The organism is Streptomyces sp. NPDC056160, from assembly GCF_042268205.1.
Taxonomy (GTDB): domain Bacteria; phylum Actinomycetota; class Actinomycetes; order Streptomycetales; family Streptomycetaceae; genus Streptomyces.
In genome coordinates, this window is the sequence record NZ_JBHJUW010000070.1 from 24,829 (window position 1) to 41,790 (window position 16,962).

14 protein-coding genes are annotated in these 16,962 nt (G+C 74.3%); 10 read left to right on the forward strand and 4 right to left on the reverse strand.

The window, feature by feature from the left end; genetic code table 11:
* The first annotated feature begins 288 nt into the window (after window positions 1-288).
* Entirely contained in the window at window positions 289-1,686 is a 1,398-nt protein-coding gene (lpdA, locus tag ACFC02_RS24540; protein WP_360961171.1) for a dihydrolipoyl dehydrogenase, read from the forward strand.
* Between the two features lie 101 nt (window positions 1,687-1,787).
* Here the strand turns inward: lpdA and gap are convergent, their stop codons facing one another.
* Both gap and ACFC02_RS24550 read right to left on the reverse strand, forming a co-directional pair.
* Window positions 1,788-2,786 (reverse strand): type I glyceraldehyde-3-phosphate dehydrogenase, encoded by a 999-nt coding sequence (gap, locus tag ACFC02_RS24545; protein WP_376361158.1) that lies wholly within the window; start codon window positions 2,784-2,786, stop codon window positions 1,788-1,790.
* 230 nt (window positions 2,787-3,016) lie between these two features.
* On the reverse strand, window positions 3,017-3,973 hold the full coding sequence (locus ACFC02_RS24550) for a GlxA family transcriptional regulator (protein WP_376361161.1): 957 nt from the start codon (window positions 3,971-3,973) through the stop codon (window positions 3,017-3,019).
* 225 nt (window positions 3,974-4,198) lie between these two features.
* On the opposite strand from ACFC02_RS24550, the gene ACFC02_RS24555 reads away from it, so the two are divergent.
* The 3 genes from ACFC02_RS24555 to ACFC02_RS24565 all read left to right on the forward strand — a co-directional run bounded on the left by ACFC02_RS24555 (window position 4,199) and on the right by ACFC02_RS24565 (window position 6,804).
* Entirely contained in the window at window positions 4,199-5,014 is an 816-nt protein-coding gene (locus ACFC02_RS24555; protein ID WP_376361164.1) for an SAM-dependent methyltransferase, read from the forward strand.
* 218 nt (window positions 5,015-5,232) lie between these two features.
* On the forward strand, window positions 5,233-5,949 hold the full coding sequence (locus ACFC02_RS24560) for a hypothetical protein (RefSeq protein ID WP_376361167.1): 717 nt from the start codon (window positions 5,233-5,235) through the stop codon (window positions 5,947-5,949).
* 132 nt (window positions 5,950-6,081) lie between these two features.
* Window positions 6,082-6,804, forward strand: a complete 723-nt coding sequence (locus ACFC02_RS24565; RefSeq protein ID WP_376361170.1) for a class F sortase — start codon at window positions 6,082-6,084, stop codon at window positions 6,802-6,804.
* An 18-nt stretch (window positions 6,805-6,822) separates the two neighbouring features.
* Here the strand turns inward: ACFC02_RS24565 and ACFC02_RS24570 are convergent, their stop codons facing one another.
* On the reverse strand, window positions 6,823-7,692 hold the full coding sequence (locus tag ACFC02_RS24570; protein WP_376361173.1) for an endonuclease/exonuclease/phosphatase family protein: 870 nt from the start codon (window positions 7,690-7,692) through the stop codon (window positions 6,823-6,825).
* A gap of 384 nt (window positions 7,693-8,076) precedes the next feature.
* Here ACFC02_RS24570 and ACFC02_RS24575 point away from each other — a divergent pair, with 384 nt between their 5' ends.
* The 5 genes from ACFC02_RS24575 to ACFC02_RS24595 all read left to right on the forward strand — a co-directional run bounded on the left by ACFC02_RS24575 (window position 8,077) and on the right by ACFC02_RS24595 (window position 14,997).
* Window positions 8,077-9,561: an MFS transporter gene (locus tag ACFC02_RS24575; RefSeq protein WP_376361176.1), complete on the forward strand. Its 1,485-nt coding sequence runs from the start codon at window positions 8,077-8,079 to the stop codon at window positions 9,559-9,561.
* A gap of 378 nt (window positions 9,562-9,939) precedes the next feature.
* On the forward strand, window positions 9,940-10,941 hold the full coding sequence (locus ACFC02_RS24580; RefSeq protein WP_376361179.1) for a thiopeptide-type bacteriocin biosynthesis protein: 1,002 nt from the start codon (window positions 9,940-9,942) through the stop codon (window positions 10,939-10,941).
* Between the two features lie 2 nt (window positions 10,942-10,943).
* Window positions 10,944-13,589, forward strand: a complete 2,646-nt coding sequence (locus tag ACFC02_RS24585) for a lantibiotic dehydratase (protein ID WP_376361182.1) — start codon at window positions 10,944-10,946, stop codon at window positions 13,587-13,589.
* A gap of 18 nt (window positions 13,590-13,607) precedes the next feature.
* Window positions 13,608-13,760 carry a hypothetical protein gene (locus ACFC02_RS24590; protein ID WP_376361184.1) on the forward strand — a complete coding sequence of 51 codons (153 nt, stop codon included), beginning with the start codon at window positions 13,608-13,610 and terminating at the stop codon, window positions 13,758-13,760.
* 64 nt (window positions 13,761-13,824) lie between these two features.
* Window positions 13,825-14,997: a lanthionine synthetase LanC family protein gene (locus ACFC02_RS24595; RefSeq protein ID WP_376361186.1), complete on the forward strand. Its 1,173-nt coding sequence runs from the start codon at window positions 13,825-13,827 to the stop codon at window positions 14,995-14,997.
* 32 nt (window positions 14,998-15,029) lie between these two features.
* Here ACFC02_RS24595 and ACFC02_RS24600 read toward each other — a convergent pair whose 3' ends face one another.
* Window positions 15,030-15,809: a helix-turn-helix transcriptional regulator gene (locus ACFC02_RS24600; protein ID WP_376361189.1), complete on the reverse strand. Its 780-nt coding sequence runs from the start codon at window positions 15,807-15,809 to the stop codon at window positions 15,030-15,032.
* Between the two features lie 92 nt (window positions 15,810-15,901).
* Here ACFC02_RS24600 and ACFC02_RS24605 point away from each other — a divergent pair, with 92 nt between their 5' ends.
* A complete protein-coding gene (locus tag ACFC02_RS24605) occupies window positions 15,902-16,723 on the forward strand; it encodes a sulfite exporter TauE/SafE family protein (protein WP_376361192.1) in 822 nt (273 codons plus the stop codon).
* The last annotated feature ends 239 nt before the right edge of the window (window positions 16,724-16,962 follow it).

Here is a 16,962-nt window from a genome sequence, read left to right on the forward strand (position 1 = left end):
CGGCTCGCGCCCTGGGCGATCCGCCTTGCCCTGACGGCCGGTCCGATGAAGACGTCCGCGCAGCTCCTCGACGACGGCTTCGGCGCGTTCCTCACCTCGTGGCGGACCTACGCCTTCGGAGCCGGCGGTGTCCGCGCGACGCTCCTGCCGGAACACGCCCTGTGAGGCGGGCCCCTGGCGGCCTCTCAGGTGGCCCTCGCCCTCGGCGACGCCCCGCGCCGGGCACCGGCCGGGGCGGACGCCCGGCGTAAGATCAGGCGCCCCTACCGGGGGTACTACGCTGACGGCATGACGCACTTTGATGTCCTCGTCCTCGGCGCAGGCCCCGGCGGATACGTCGCCGCCATTCGCGCAGCCCAGCTCGGCAAGTCAGTGGCGGTCGTCGAAGAGAAGTACTGGGGCGGTGTCTGCCTGAACGTGGGCTGCATCCCGTCCAAGGCCCTGCTCCGGAACGCCGAGATCGCCCACATCCTCACCCAGGAGAAGAAGACCTTCGGCATCAGCGGTGACGCCACCATGGACTTCGGCGTCACCCACCGGCGCAGCCGCTCCGTGGCCGAGGCCAGCGCCAAGGGCGTGCACTACCTGATGAAGAAGAACAAGATCACCGAGATCGACGGGTGGGGCACCCTCACCGGCCCGAAGTCGGTGGACGTCAGGGGCGCCGACGGCGCCACGGCGTCGTACAGCTGCGACAACCTCGTCATCGCCACCGGCGCGCAGGTCAGGATGTTGCCCGGCATGAGCCGCAGCGCCAACGTCGTCACCTACGAGGAGCAGATCCTGGACGAGGATCTGCCGCGCTCCGTCATCATCGGCGGCTCCGGCGCGATCGGCGTCGAGTTCGCCTATGTGCTGCGGAACTTCGGCGTCGAGGTGACCATCGTGGAGTTCCTCGACCGCATGGTGCCCACCGAGGACGCCGACGTCTCCAAGGAACTGCTGAAGCACTACCGCAAGCTGGGCGTCGACGTCCTGCTCTCCACGAAGGTCGACTCCGTCGAGGACACCGGCTCGGGCGTCCGCGTCACCGTCAGCCCCGCCGCCGGCGGCGAAGCACGCGTGCTGGAGGCCGACCGGATGCTCGCCGCGTTCGGCTTCGCGCCCAGGGTCGAGGGCTACGGGCTCGAGGCGACCGGCGTCCAGCTCACCGAGCGCGGCGCGATCGCGGTCGACGCCCGCGGACGCACCAACGTGCAGGGCGTCTACGCCATCGGCGACGTGACCGGCAAGCTCATGCTCGCCCACACCGCCGAGGCCATGGGCGTGGTGGCCGCCGAGACGATCGCCGGGGCCGAGACGCAGGAGATCGACTTCGCGATGATCCCGCGGGCGACCTTCTGCCAGCCCCAGATCGCCTCGTTCGGCTACTCGGAGGCGCAGGCCAGGGAACTGGGCTACGACGTCAAGGTCGCGCAGTTCCCCTTCTCCGCCAACGGCAAGGCCCGCGGCATGGGCGAGGGCGTCGGCTTCGTCAAGATCGTGGCGGACGCCCGGCACAACGAGATCGTGGGCGCCCACATGATCGGCCCCGAAGTGACCGAACTGCTGCCCGCGCTGACGCTCGCCCAGATGTGGGACCTGACCGCCGACGAGGTCGCCCGCAACGTCTTCGCCCACCCGACGCTGTCGGAGGCGATGAAGGAGGCCGTCGAGGGCATCGCGGGGCACATGATCAACCTCTGAGCCCGGCACCCGCGCCCCGCCCCCGACGGAGGGCGGGCATGGCTCACGGCCCGGTCCCGCGCGCTGCGGGGCCGGGCCGTTGCCGGTGCGCCTGCCCGCGCTCAGCGGCCGCCGAGCAGTTCCAGCGTGTCGATCACCCGGTTGGAGAAGCCCCACTCGTTGTCGTACCAGGCGACGACCTTGACGTGCCGTCCGTCGACGCGGGTGAGGGCGGAGTCGAACACCGCCGAGGCCGGGTTGCCGGTGATGTCGGACGACACGAGCGGGTCCTCGGAGTACTCCAGGATCCCGGCGAGCGGTCCCTGCGCGGCGGCCCGGTACGCCGCCAGCACCTCGTCACGGCTCACGTCGCGGGCGACGGTCGTGTTCAGCTCGACGATCGAGCCCACCGGGACCGGCACGCGGATCGAGTCGCCCGACAGCTTCCCGTCGAGGTTCGGCAGCACCAGCCCGATCGCCTTCGCCGCGCCCGTCGTGGTCGGCACGATGTTGACGGCGGCGGCGCGGGCCCGGCGGGGGTCTCGGTGCGGGCCGTCCTGGAGGTTCTGCTCCTGCGTGTAGGCGTGCACCGTCGTCATGAAACCGTGCTCGACACCGGCGAGTTCGTCGAGCACGGACGCCAGCGGCGCCAGCGCGTTGGTCGTGCAGGAGGCATTCGAGACGATCGTGTGCGCCTGCGGGTCGTACGCGCCGGTGTTCACGCCGAAGGCGAGCGTGACGTCGGCGCCGTCCGACGGCGCGCTGACGAGCACCCTGCGCGCTCCGGCGTCGAGGTGGGCGCGGGCCGCCGCGGCCGAGGTGAACCGGCCGGTCGCCTCCAGCGCGACGTCGACGCCCAGCTCCGCCCACGGCAGCCGAGCCGGTTCCCGCTCGGCGAGCACCTTGATGCGGCGGCCGTCGACGACGAGGGTGTCCCCGTCCACCGACACCGGGCGGCCGAGCCGGCCGGCCGTCGTGTCGTAGGCGAGCAGGCGTGCGAGCGTGGCGGGTTCGGTGAGGTCGTTGACGGCGACGACCTCCAGGGCGCTGTCGCGTTCGAGCAGCGCGCGCAGCACGTTGCGTCCGATGCGGCCGAATCCGTTGACGGCGATGCGAGTCATGAGTGGCGTTCCTTCCGTTCGCCACCAGGTTCGCCAGTGGCGCCCGGCCGGGACAGCGGCGCGAGCGCCACGGTTCGCAAGGATCGTGCCAGTGAGCCAGTGAGCCAGTGAGCCAGTGAGCCAGTGTGCCGGTGTGCCGGTGAGCCAGTGAGCCGGTGTGCCGGGTCAGCCGGTCAGCCGGTCCGCACGCGGACGGTCGTCACCCGGGCGGAGGTGTGCCCGCCCCTTCGTCACTCGCCCCGGGCGAAGGTGCGCCGGTACTCGCTCGGTGTGGTGCCGAGGACCCGCTGGAAGTGCAGCCGCAGGTTCGCGCCGGTGCCGAGACCCACGTCGGCGGCGATCTGCTCGACACTCAGCCCGGACCGCTCCAGCAGCTCCCGGGCCAGGTCGACACGGGCGCGCATGACCCACTGCATCGGCGTGTACCCCGTGTCCTCGGCGAAGCGGCGGGAGAACGTGCGGGGCGACACCGCCGCGTGCCGGGCGAGCGCGCCGAGGGTGAGTGGCTCGCCCAGCCGGTACAGCGCCCACTCGCGGGTGGCGGCGAACCGCTCACCGAGCGGCTCGGGCACGCTGCGCGGCACGTACTGCGCCTGGCCGCCGCTGCGGTAGGGCGCCGCGACCAGCCGCCGGGCCGCGTGGTTCGACGCGGCCACCCCGAGGTCGCCGCGCAGCATGTGCAGGCACAGATCGATGCCGGAGGCGGCTCCGGCCGACGTGAGGACACTGTCCTCGTCGACGAACAGCACGTTCTCGTCGACCCGGACGAGCGGGTGCTTCGCCGCGAGCGCCCGCGTGTAGTGCCAGTGGGTGGTGGCCCGCCTGCCGTCGAGCAGGCCCGTGGCGGCGAGCGTGAAGGCACCCGTGGAGATGGCGGCCAGCCGCGTGCCCCGGCCGTGGGCGGCGACGAGCGCGTCGACGACCGCCGCGGGCGGGTCGTCGCGGTCCGGGAACCGGTGGCCGGGGAGGAAGACGACGTCGGCCCACGCGAGCGCCTCCAGCCCGTGGGCGACGTGGTACGACAGCCCGTCACCACCGGTCACCAGGCCGGGGGCCGCGCCGCACACACGTACCTCGTACGGCATGCTCGCGCGCGTCGTGAACACCTGGGCGGGGATCCCGACGTCGAGCGGTTTCGCGCCGTCGAGCACCAGGACGGCGACGCGGCGCAGACGGGAGGCTGACACCCGAGAAGGGTACGCGGCACCCCTGCGCAGCGGCCGCCGTCCTCTCCCTGCGGGCCGCCGGGCAACGGAAGGAGCGACCGGCGGGGGGAGCGGCGGAGCAGCCGGCGGAGGGGCCGGCGGAGCGGTGCCGACGCGCCGGTGAACTGGTGTGCTTCGCACAGAGGTTGGCACGTATCTTGTGCAGCGGACACTCCATGCTCGACCGGACAGGGACGGACGGTATCCATGACCCACCCCGCGAACACCCCCGGGCCGGCGGCGCATCCGAGGATCGACACCTCGGTGCCGCACTCGGCCCGGATCTGGAACTACTGGCTGGGTGGCAAGGACAACTACCCCGTCGACGAGGAGGCCGGCGACGCCTACACCGCCGTCTTCCCCGGCATCGTCACCATCGCCCGCAGCAGCCGCGCGTTCCTGCGCCGCAACATCACCCACCTGGTCGCCGAGGCGGGCATCCGGCAGTTCCTCGACGTGGGCACCGGCCTGCCCACGGCCGACAACACCCACGAGGTCGCCCAGCGGATCGCCCCCGAGGCACGGATCGTCTACGTCGACAACGACCCGATGATCCTGGCGCACGCCCGTGCCCTCCTGTACTCCACGGCGGAGGGGGCGACCGCCTACATCGACGCCGACGTGCTGGACACGGAGCGCATCCTGGAGGCCGCGGCCCAGACCCTCGACCTCACCCGCCCCACCGCCCTGATCCTCAGCAACATCCTGGGACACGTCCCCGACCACGAGCAGGCGTGCTCCCTCGTCACCCGGCTGATGGACGCCCTGCCCTCCGGTAGCTACCTGTCCGTCAACGACGGATCGCGGGGCATCGACCCGGTCTTCGAACAGGCCCAGGACTCCTACAACGAGAGCGGTGCCGCCCCGTACATCCTGCGCACCGTCGAGCAGATCACGGCGTACTTCGACGGCCTGGAGCTCGTGGATCCCGGGGTCGTCCCGGTCACTTTCTGGCGGCCCGAACCCTCCGATCCCGCTCCGCAGCCGATCGGCGAGCACGGGGGTCTGGCCCGCAAACCGTGACCCGCCGGCCGCCGTGGTGGGAGACCGTCAGGTGATCCGGTCTCACCTCGGCGCGCCGTGCGTTCCCTCTCACGGGTGTGCCGAAGGGGCGTCACTAGTCCGAATGCAGCGCTCCGATGGTGCGTACCGCGTATCCCGCTGACAGTGATCACGTCGCACCTGCGATCCCGAAGAGCGGGCATCGTGCCGGCTCTCGCAGTCGTGACGGAAGGATCACCATGCGTATTTCCCGCACTCTGTTCGTAACAGCGGCGATCGCCTCCGCCGCTGCCTTCTCCGCTCCCGGCGCCGGTGCCGTGAGCATGCACGCGCTCGCCCCTGCGCAGGCCACCGTCGTCCAGGGCACGCTCACGGGAGACGACTCCGACGGCCAGGGCAGCGACGGTGACCGCTCGTCGAAGGGCGACCGTGGTGGCGAGGACCGTGGGGGTGACCGCGGGGGTGACCGCGGTGGGGACCGTGGCGGCGAGGACCGCGGCGGTGACCGCGGTGGCGACCGTGGCGGCGACCGTGGCGGCGACCGCGGTGGGAACAAGCCGCACGGTGGTGTCCACGCCGGTGGCGGTGCGCTGGCCCTGGCGAGCATGGGCGACAACGGCGACTCCGGCGACCGTGGTGACAACGGTGACCGCTCGTCGAAGGGCGACCGCGGTGGCGAGGACCGCGGTGGCGACCGCGGTGGGGACCGTGGGGGTGACCGCGGTGGGGACCGTGGCGGCGAGGACCGCGGTGGTGACCGTGGCGGTGACCGCGGTGGCGACCGTGGCGGTGACCGCGGTGGGGACAAGCCGCACGGTGGTGTCCACGCCGGTGGCGGCGGTCTGGCCCAGTCCAAGGACACCCTGGGGGTGGGAGCCGCTCTCGTGCTCGGCGGCGTCGGAGCGGGTGCCTACATGCTGCGACGCCGCAAGGTGTCGGGCACGTCCGTGGCCTGAACCGGCCCCAGTCCCCCGTCGGTGCGCTGCCGCGGCCCAGCGTCCCTCCCCGGGAGGAACGCGCGGGCCGCGGCGGCGGCGCCCACCCCGCCGAGCGGGGCCCGCACCACCTCTTGACGAAAGGCACCGTCCATGGCTTTCCAGCGTCCGCCGCAGACGGAACGGTCCGGGACCGGGAACGCACCTCGCCGCGGCCGGCTGCGCCTGCTGTGGCCCGCGGCTGCGGTCGGCCTCGGACTGGTGCTCATCCACCAATCCCTGGGCACCGCCCCGGTGACCAGCCCCCGGCAGGCCGGCCGCCCCACGGCGGCGGCCCCCCGCGCGACCGGTACCGCGCGGCCCGTGCAGCCCGCGCCGTCCACGTCCGCCGAGGCCGACGACGGAGCGCTGCCCCGATCGGCCCCCGAACGGATCTCCATCCCGGAGATCTCCGTGGACGCGCCGTTCACCAAACTGTCCCTGGACACGACCGGACACCTGAGCCCGCCGCCGGCCGACGACACCAACCTCGTCGGGTGGTTCCAGGACGGAGCCTCACCCGGCGAGCGCGGAGCGTCGATCGTGGCCGGCCACGTCGACACCACGACGGGGCCCGCCGTCTTCGCCGGGCTGGAGTCGCTCAGCACCGGCGACAGCGTGGACATCACCCGCGAGGACGGCATCGTCGCACACTTCGAGGTCGACGCCGTGGACACCTTCAGCAAGGCGAAGTTCCCCGACGACGAGGTCTACGCGGACACCCCGACTCCGGAGTTGCGCCTGATCACCTGCGGCGGCAACTTCAACCGCACCAGCCAGGACTACGAGTCCAACGTGGTCGTCTTCGCCCACCTCGACTCCAGCTCCCCTTCCTGAGACACAGGGGCGGGGCGGTCAGGAGCGCGGTCGTCGCACGGTGAGATCGGCGACGACGGGCCGGTGGTCCGAGGCCGTCGTGACGGCCTCCCGGACCCCGGTGACCGCGATCCCGGGGGAGAGCGCCACGACATCGATGCGGCGCACCGGGGCGGCCGCCGGATAGGTCCCGCCGCCGTCGGGCGCGGCGTCGGCCAGCGGCCCCCACAGCCTCGCCAGCTCGGGCGCGCCGGGTTCGGCGTTGAAGTCGCCGACGAGGACCTTCGGTCCGCGCTCCGCGTCCAGCACGGCCAGCATGTCGTCGACCTGGGCGCGGCGCACCGACGGATCGGCGCGGTAGTCCAGATGGGTCGTGTACACGTGCACCACGGCGCCCCGGGCCCGTACCGCGACCTCGGCGAAGCCCGGCGCGGGTTGCGGCACCGGGTCGGTCGACTGGGTGGACAGCCGGGTGATCTCGTGGTTCTCCGCGCTCACCACCGGGTAGCGGCTCAGCACCGCGACACCGAACTGCCGCCGCCGCGTCCGCGGCGGCTCGGCGGGCAGGTCGTAGATCGGCGCGAAGAACACCCGCATGTGCAGCCGCCGGGCGAGGTCACGCGCTTCGTCGGCGTATCCGCTCCGGGCGCCCCAGTGCACGTCGACCTCCTGAAGGCCGATCACATCCGCGTGCAGGTCCCGGATCGCCCGCGCGGTGCGGCCGAGGTCGAAGACGCCGTCCTCGCCCGCCCCGGCGTGGATGTTGTACGTGGCCACCCGCAGCGGCACGGAGGGGGCCGCCTGCCGTGGCGCGGCGGCCCCGGGCCAGGCGGCACCCAGCGTGAGCGTGGCGGTGAGCGCGGCGGCGGTCAGGACGCGGCGGGCGAGCGAGCGGTGAGTGCGTGTCACACGGTCCTCCGGACGAGAGTGTGATGCGGCCTTCGCGGGGGCGGTGCGGCGGGCCGGCTTCCGGGTGTGCCGGAGCCGGCGCGCGGGCGGGCGGCGGCCCGGGCGGCGCCGCCGACAGGAGCGTACTGGCGGGGGAGCGCGCCGCGAACCGTGCGGCGACGAGGACTTCGTGAGTCCCACGGGCTTCCGCCCGTCCCCCCGGGGGGTTCGCCCGTCCCCGGGGGTTCGCCGGTCGCTCATGCCATAGGGCCTGAGCGGCGGAAAGTCAACGGTTGACTTGGCCGAATGCCGCTGCCATCTTGGCAAGCGCTTTCTACGGGACTTTCCCCAGGTCGTCCGCACAGCGCCCGGTCCCGCCGGGAGCCTTCACGTCGAGGGGGACGTATGAAGGAAGCAGCCGCAGCCCCCGGGGTCGCCGGGCCCGGGTCCGGGTCCGCGTCCTTGCCGGGCGGCACCCGTCCGGTCTTCTCCGGGCGCCACACCCACCTGTGGGCCTTCCTGCTCGCCGGATGGCTGATCAGCTACGCCGACCGCACGGTCACCGGGCCGGTCGTCTCCTGGATGATCGACAGCAGGGCCGGCTTCATCGGGGACGCCGCGCATCCCGCCACACTGGGCGGCCTGATCGGCTCCATGTTCTTCACCGGCTACATGCTGACCCAGTACGCGGGCGGCCGCCTCGGCGACCGCTACGGCCACCGCGAGATGCTGGTGGTGTCCCTGCTGTGGGCCGGGCTGATGACCTTGGTGTCCGGGCTCGCGGGCGGTCTCGTCGCCTTCGTCGTGGCCCGGGTCCTCACCGGCCTGGGGGAGGGGGTCTTCTACTCCAACGACCGGGTCCTGGTGATCGCCCACACCCCGCCGGCCCGGCGTACGGCGGGGCTCGGCATCGTCCTGTCCGGGCTGTCGATCGGACTGACCGTCGGCGTCCTCGCCACCCCGCACCTGATCGACTGGGGCGGCTCGCTCGGCCTGGGCGGCCGGGCCTGGAGCATGCCGCTGTACGTCTTCGGCGTCGTCTCGCTGCTGATCGCCGCCGCCACCTGGGCGTTCTTCCGGGGCCGCGGGGACCGCCCGCTGCGGCTCGGGCCGCCCACGGTGCGGCTGATCGGCTACTCCCTGCCCACGGCCGCGGTCATCGTGGTGCTCTTCCTGTGCGCCGACGCCTTCGGCTGGCCCGACTGGCTGACCGCGGTGGGCTCCGGGGTCCTGTTCGCGGGAATGCTCGCGGTCGTCGTACGCGGCATCGTGCGCGAAGGACGGTCCGCGGCGCTGCTCAACCGCAATGTGTGGCTGGTCTGCGTCGCGTTCGTCGCGGTCATGTGGAACCTGTGGTTCTTCTCCTTCTGGTCGGTCCAGATCGTCAAGGAGAGCGCCCACAGCAGCCTGGGCGCGGCGGCCCTGACGGCCGCCTTCAACGCCGGCGCCGGCATCATCGGCTTCCCCGTGGGCGGCTGGATCGCCGACCGCCGCGTACGCGCGGGCAAGGGCCGCAAGCCGCTCGCCGTCACCTGCGCGGTCGTGCACACGGTCCTCGCGACCGCCTTCGGGCTCAGCCTGCTGGACGGCAGCCCCTCCCTCCTGCTGCTCGGTCTGATCCTGTTCTTCTCCGGCCTGTTCTTCAACGCGCTCCAGCCCATCGTCCACAGCCTCCTGGGCGACCTGGCCGGCGCGGAGAACCGCGGTGCGCTGTTCGGGCTGTTCAACCTCGTCGCGGAGGCCGGAGCGGTGGCCAGTCCGGTGGTCAGCGGAGTCCTGCGCGACGCCACCGGGAGCTGGGCGCCGGGCGTGTTCACGGCGGCCGGTGTGATGGCGGTGTCCGTGGCGCTGTACATGCTGGTGAAGGAGCGCGTTCCGGGAGCGGGGTGACGGTCCGCCGGCCGCGGCGGGCCGGGCCCGCCAGGCCGTCCCGCACCGAACCCCCGCACTGAACCCCCGCACCGAACCGCCGGCCCGCACGAACCGGCGCCTCGTGCGGCACGGCACCGCACCGCACCGCCTCGTACGGCGCCGCCGGGTGAACCGGTCGGCGCCGGAGGAACCGGGTGCGACCGGCTGAAGCGGGCGCGCCGTCGGGTGCACCGGGCGGCGCCGGTGGGCCTGCGGCGCATCCGTCTGTCATGCGTGGGGCCCGATGTACGCTCGCGCACTTCTGTTGATGATATGAAGAAGCCTTTTCAGGCTTTGTCGTCGCCGCGGCCCGGACATCACCAGGGTGGATTTCCACCGCTTGTGAGGTGAGGCCGCATGGTGCAGGTCGAGCGATTGCTGGCCGACTGCCTGGACGACGCACGCGCCGCCCCGATGGGCACGGTACCCCTGGACGCCGAGGACACCGGTTATGCGGCGGCGCGCCGCACGTTCCTGGCGGCAGGGCTGCACGCACTGCGCGAGCACGCACCCGGCGCCGGATGGGTCCAGCTCAACGTCCGGGCCGAGCCGGCCGGCTGGCCCAGCCTGTACCGGCGCCTCGCCGTGACCGCACGGGACCTGCTCGGCACCGGGACGGCCCGCGACTTCTTCTTCATGCACAAACCGCCGGGACTGCGCGTCCGGTTCCACGCGGCGCAACCGGCCCGGGCGGAGGAACTGCGCGCCACCCTGATCCGCCGTCTCGCCCCCGCGGCGGACGGATCCTGGGCGGAGCCGGTCTGCGACGTCTACGAGCCGGAGACCTACCTCTTCGGCGGCCCCCGCTCCATGCCCCACGTGCACAGGCTGTTCACCGCGGACTCGCTGGCCTGGCTGGACGCCCACACCGCCGTCGCCGGTGAACCGGTCCCCGCCGACTGGCGCATCTCCCTGACGCTGCTGGGCAGCGTGTTCGACGGCCTGGGCATCGTGGGCTGGGAACACCGCGGGGTCTGGCAGGCCGTACGCGACGGGACCGGCCGCCGGCTGCCCGGTGGGCTCGGCGACGCGGCCCGGCAGCGCGCCGCCGACGGCATCCGCGCGTACTGGGACCAGAGCCCCGCCGACCGTCTCGCGGCGCTGCCCGAGCCCTGGCGGGACGTCCTTCGCCCGCACAACCGTCAGGTGCGGCGCGCCGCGGAGCGCTGGCGCGCCCACTACTTCGCCTCCGGCGGCGCCTCGGTCGGCCCGCGCCGGGCCGCCGCACACCACGTGATCTTCCACTGGAACCGCGGGCGGCTCTCCACGGCACGCCAGTGCCTGCTCACGGAGGCCCTGGCCGGCGACGCCCACGAGAGGCGGGCCCCCGCCACCGGCGGTCCCGAGGAGGCGGACTGAGCATGGGCCACTCACCGGCGGACACGCCCGGGACGACGAACGCGGCCGGACAACTGCTCGGCAACACGGCGCTGCTGCGCATCGCGGGGATGCCCTGCGACGCCTGGACGGCGGCGGGCGCACCCCGCCTGTTCGACAGCGTTCTGCGGCACGCCGACGCCACCGGGCAACTCGCCGCCCGCGGCCGCGCGCTGGCCGACCGGCTGGGCGAGGAGGTCGTACCGCACCCGGCGCTGCGGGCCGCCGACCGCGGCGCCGTGCTCGCTCTGCGGCGGCGGCTGCACTCCGGGCTGCCGCCACGCCCGGCGGACCACGGCTTGCTGCTGCGATCCCCCGCCGTCCCCGCCGACCTCGCCGCCGACGTCCACCACCTGCTGCGCCGCACCGAGGCGGCCGACGAGACCCTGGCCGGGCTGCGGCACGCGATCGCGGCCGAGCAGGTACGCCTGGCCGCGCGGGCCTGGCAGACCGCCTGCGCCAGCCCCTTCCTGCGAGCCTTCCTCGACAGCGCCGCACCGGGACTCGCCGACGACGTCGGACGGCGGCTGGCCGAGGGGCAGTCCTGGTCGAGCAGGCAACTGCGCAAACGCACCGCCTACCTGTGGCGGGCCGTCGGACGGGCGGCGGCGAAGACCACACCGCGCGGCTGGGCCGGCCAGATCGCCGCGCTCCCGGTCGCCGCCGCCGACGACCGCCCCCTGCTCCTGGAGCACAACACCTCCCTCGGCGCCCTCGCCGCCGTCGCCGTGGAGAACGTGCACCTGATCCGCACCCGCACGGCGCCCCCCGAACTGCGCACCGCCGACCCCGGCCTCCTGCTGACACCGGCCCCCCTGCACTTCACCGAGCCGCCCACCACCGGCCCCGGCACCACCCCCGGTCAGGTCCGCTGTTACGTCGTCGACCCGCGCGAGCCGGGACGGCTGAGGCAGATCGTGCTGCGCCGCACCCGCGCCCTCGAAGGCGTCCTCGCCCTCCTCGCCGACGGTCCGCGGCCCCTCGGCGAACTCGAAGCGGCGCTGGCGCACGCGGCAGCCCCGCCCGGCAGCCCGGCCATGGCCTCTACCGAGGTGCTGCGCGGGTTCGTCCAGCACCTGCTCTCCCTGGGCGTCCTGCAGATCTGCCGGGAACCGCGGCAACACCGCGTCGACTGGATCCCGGCCGGTGCCGTCACCGCCGACGGCGCCCTGCCCCGGGCGCCCGGGGCCGAGGAGACCGGCCACTGGTTCCTCGACTCCTACCGCCGCCCCGCCGCCCGCACCCACGTGCCGGGCCACTCCGCCGCACGCGTGCTGCGCGGCCTGCGGATCGCGGCCCGCATCGCCGCCCTGCACGCCGCCGACAGCCCCCCGGACCTCCCCGCCCAGCGCCCCGAACTGACCGGCCTCACCGAACACCCCCGCCCGGTCAGCGAGTTCCTCGCCGAGCGGCTGCCCGCCGAACGTCCGCAGCCGCCCCGGCACCACACCGGATGGGCACCCGCCCGCGACGACGCCGGCGCCTACGCCCGCCTCCTGCACCACCTGGACACCGCGGCCCGGTCCGGCGTCGCACGCGTCGACGTGGACGACGACCTGCTGGACGACCTGGGCGCACCACCGCCCGAGGCCGCCCTGCCGTGCTGGCCGATCGACTGCCTGCTGCGCCCCCTCGGCCCGGCCGCAGGGCGAGGACCGGTGGCCGTCCTGGAGACGGCCTCGGCCGCGGGCGTGCTCGACGCCCGGTTCGCCGACGGCCTGCGCGCGCTGTACGGCGAGTACGGCAACACCGACGCCTACCGGGACTTCCTGGCCGCCGTCGAACGCCGTACCGGAGTCAGGTTCGTCGACCTGCTCGTCCCGCCGCTGAACGAGCGGTCCGCCAACGCCGTACGCCGTCCCGTCACCACCCGCTGGTGGACCGGCGACCCGGACCCCACGCCGTACTACGGACCGGCCGGCCGGCAGGCCCGCTACCTCCCGCTGGACCGCATCAGCCTGCGCCGCAGCGGCGGGCGGATCATCGCCGAGGCGGACGGCCGCCGCATCGTCCCCGTCTACCACGCCACCCGGTCACCCGCGCCGCCCTACGACACCCTCGTCCGGCTCCTGCTCGCCGCGAGCCATCCCGCGGCCTCCTACCTGCTCCGCCTGGACGCCCTCGACGCGGCCCTGCCCGAGCGGCCCGTACTGCCGCGGCTGACCGCGGGCGACGACCTCGTCCTCGCCCCGGCCACCTGGCGGGTCGACCGCTCCCGCCTGTGGGAACCGGGCGACGACCCGCTCACCAAGGTCCGCACCCTCGCGCTGCTGCGCCGCGCCGCGGGCCTGCCCAGGCACGCCTTCGTACGCACCGCTCCCGGGGGGAAACCGGTGCCCGTGGACCTCGCGTCGCTGACGGCCCTCCACGTCGTCGAGCGGCTGTGCGCCCAACAGGCGGGCGCCACCCTGCTCGTGGAGGAGATGCTGCCGGGCCCGCGGGACCTGCTGCTGCGCGACCCGGTGCACGGCGGGGCGGCCGTCGCCACCCAGGTACTGCTCCGCCTGCCGCACGACCGCGGCGCCGGCCGGCTCGCCGAGGCCGCCGCCGACGCGCTGGTCCACGGCGAGCCGCACGACGTCCCCGGCCCGCCCGCCAGGTGGTCCGCCGGGGCGGCCATCACCCGATGAGACAGAAGGGGAAGTCCCATGCCCAACACCGAACTCACCGAACTCGACGCCCTCATCAGCGACCTCGACGAGCGGATCAGCGACAGCGACCTGCCGTCCGCGGCCGCGAGCACCGCCGGGTGCAGCGGCCTGTGCACGATCATCGTCTGTGGCACGGTCGTGATCTGCTGACCACCCCCCACAGGAGCCGCCCGCCCCGGCGGGCGGCTCCGTCCCGGCCGATCCGAGGAGAGCGATGGCGTCCGAGACCGCCGCACCGGCCACCGCCCGCGACGAGGTGCACGCCTTCGCCGTCCGCTACCTGAAGGAATGGACCGCGGCCCCCCGCCCCGCCCGCCACCCCTGCGACCCCGGGATCCCCGTCCTGGCCGACCTGGTCGCGGACAGGGACACCGCCCGCGCCGCCGTCGCCGTCTGGGCCCGGGCCGCGGGGCGGGGCCCGGCCCACCCGGCCCTGCACGACGGAGGCCTCGCCGGCACCCTCGCCGGACTGCGCCTGGGCGAACGCCTCCACCCGCCGCTTCGCCGGGCCGGCGACCGGCTCGCCGCCCACCTGGCCCGGCGCCTGCCGAAGTACCGCACCCACGGCGTCGCCTTCCCCGACTACGACCTGATCTCCGGCCCCGCCGGCACCCTGCTCGCCCTGTGCACGGGCCGCCCCGACCCCGCGGACCTGCGCCCCCTCACCGCCCACCTCGCCCTCCTGTGCGACGAGCCGGAACTGCCCCGGCTGCGCACCGGTCAGTACGCGCGGCACCCCTACCTGTCCTGGGTGCAGGGCCGCATCAACACCGGCATGGGCCACGGCGTCGCCGGAGTCGTCACCGCGCTCACCGCCGCCCTGCGCCGCGCCGGACCCGACCCGGCGCTCACCACCGCACTCACCCACGCCACCGGCTGGCTCGTCCGCCAGGCGTACGACGACGACCGTGCCGTCCGCACCTGGCCCGGAGCCGGACTCGACCGGCCGCCGCCGGTGGCGGCCCAGCCCCGGCAGGCATGGTGCTACGGCGCGCCCGGGGTCGCCTGGGCCCTGTGGGACGCCGGTGACGCCCTGGGCGACGCGGCGATCGCCGACTGGGCCGCCGCGGCGTTCCGCATGCTCGCCGAGCACTACGACGAGACCTTCCACCTCTTCGGTGACACCGCCGCCGACCGCCTCGGACTGTGCCACGGCGCCGCGGGGGTCCTGTGCGTCGCCGACGCCCTGCGCCGCCACGCCCGGCTGCCCGCGGCCGCCGCGCTCGCGGACCGCCTCGTCCACCACCTCACGACCAGACTGCCCGAGCAGCCGCCCGCCCACTGGTCCACGGATCTGCTCAACGGCCTGCCCGGAGTCCTGAGCGCGCTCCTCACGGCCACCGCGCCGGCCCCCCGCGCCTGGCTGCCCTGCCTGGGCCTGCGCTGATTGCCGGCCCGGGGGCGACCAGTGCCGGGTCCTCACCGACCCGGCGGCGCTTGCGGGCGGTACGCGGAGGGGGCGCGGCCCAGCAGGCTCCGGAACGCGGTCGTGAACGCGGCCGGGTTCTCGTACCCGAGCGACACCGCGACCCGGGTCACCGGCGTGCCCGCGGCCAGCGCGTGCACCGACCGCAGCACGCACGCCCGCTGCCGCCACTGGGCGAAACTGAGCCCCGTACCGCGCCGGAAGAGACGGCCGAGGGTGCGTTCGCTGACGTTCAGGGCGGACGCCCAGCGGGCGGGCGGATCATGGATGTCGGGAGCCCGCAGGAACGCCTCGCACAACCGCCGCAGGTCCGGATCGGCGGGCAGCGGTACGTCGAGGGGGAGCGGGGCGAGGGTGCGCAGCTCGTGCAGGATCAGCTCGACGACAGTGGCGTCCCGCCCGTGCTCGGCGTAGTGCGGCTCCATGTCGACGGCCGCCAGGATCAGCGCCCGCAGCAGCGCGGAGACCTCCACCACGCGGCAGCGGTCCGGGAACCACGGGGCGGCACCGGGCTCGATGTACAGACTGCGTGTGCTGACACCCGTCATGGTGACCTGGTGCCGCACCCGCGGCGGGACGAGGACCGCGCGGGCCGTGGGCACCGTCCAGGCGCCGTCGGCCGTCTCGACGTCCATCACACCGGTGGCCGCGTACAGCACCTGGGCACGCCGGTGCTCGTGGAAGGGCAGGAGGTGCCGGTGCGGATAGTCCGTGCCGATGGCGAGCACCGCCCGGTCCAGACCGTCCACCTCGTCGACGGAGATGTTGCGCACGGGCCGACCCTACCCCTGGCTGTCGTCAGCGCGTAAGAAGCTGGCGAACAGTCGATGGCCCGCCACCCGCTGCGGTCCTTAGCGTCGTCACCGTGCTCACTCTGTCCTCGTTCCTCACCCTCCTCCTGTTCGGCTGCCTGACCGGCGTCACGACGGTGCTCTTCGGCTTCGGCGGCGGATTCGTCACCGTCCCCGTCGTCTACGGCTTTCTGAGCGCCACCTCCTCCGGCGACGGCACCGACGCCATGCACGTGGCCGTCGCGACCTCGACGGCCGTCATGGTCGTCAACGCCGTCTCCGCCACCGTGGCCCAGCACCGGGCGGGCCGGCTGCGCAGGGAGTACATGTGGCCGCTGGCCGGTTTCGTCCTGCTGGGCGCCGCCCTCGGCTCGCTCGTCACCACCCGGCTCAGCGGCACCCTGCTGAACGTGCTGTTCGCCGCCTACCTGCTGGTCACCATCGCGGACAGCCTCCTGCGCAAGGGGTTCCTCGCCGTCGACGGCGACGGCGAGCCGCGCCCCCTCGGCCGGTTCACGACGACGCTCGGCGGCGTCGGCATCGGCACGGTCGCCGCCGGTCTCGGGGTCGGCGGCAGCGTCATGACGGTGCCGCTGCTGCGCCGCCGCGGACTGCCGATGGCCACCGCGACCGCGCTGGCCAACCCCCTCAGCGTCCCCGTGGCCCTCGCGGGCAGCCTCGTCTACGCACTGGCGCCCGCCGCCCCCGCGCACACCGGCAGCGTCGGCTACGTCGATCTCGCGGCGGGCGCCGCGCTGCTCTGCGGTTCCCTGCCGACGATCGCCGTGGTCAGGCGGTGGGGCGGACGGGTCCCCGACCGGGTCCACTCCGCCGCCTACGTGGCCCTGCTCGTCCTCGTCCTCATCGTCATGCTCGTCACCCGGTCGTGGCGGTGAGGGCGGCCCCGCTCCCGGGCCCCGCTCCTCGGTCCGGCCGCACCGCGGGAGGCGGCAGCGCACGAGGGTCCCGCACGACCGGTCGCGCGCCTGGAAGGTGCCGGGGGAGCCGGCCCGTCAGGTCGGCCCGTCAGGCCGGCCCCGCCTGTCGGGCCGCCGTCACGCGGTCGCCGGCGCCCGGGCGGCGAGGTCCACGACCGTGCCCCTCGTCCAGGCGGGCTCGGCCGCCCACACCACCC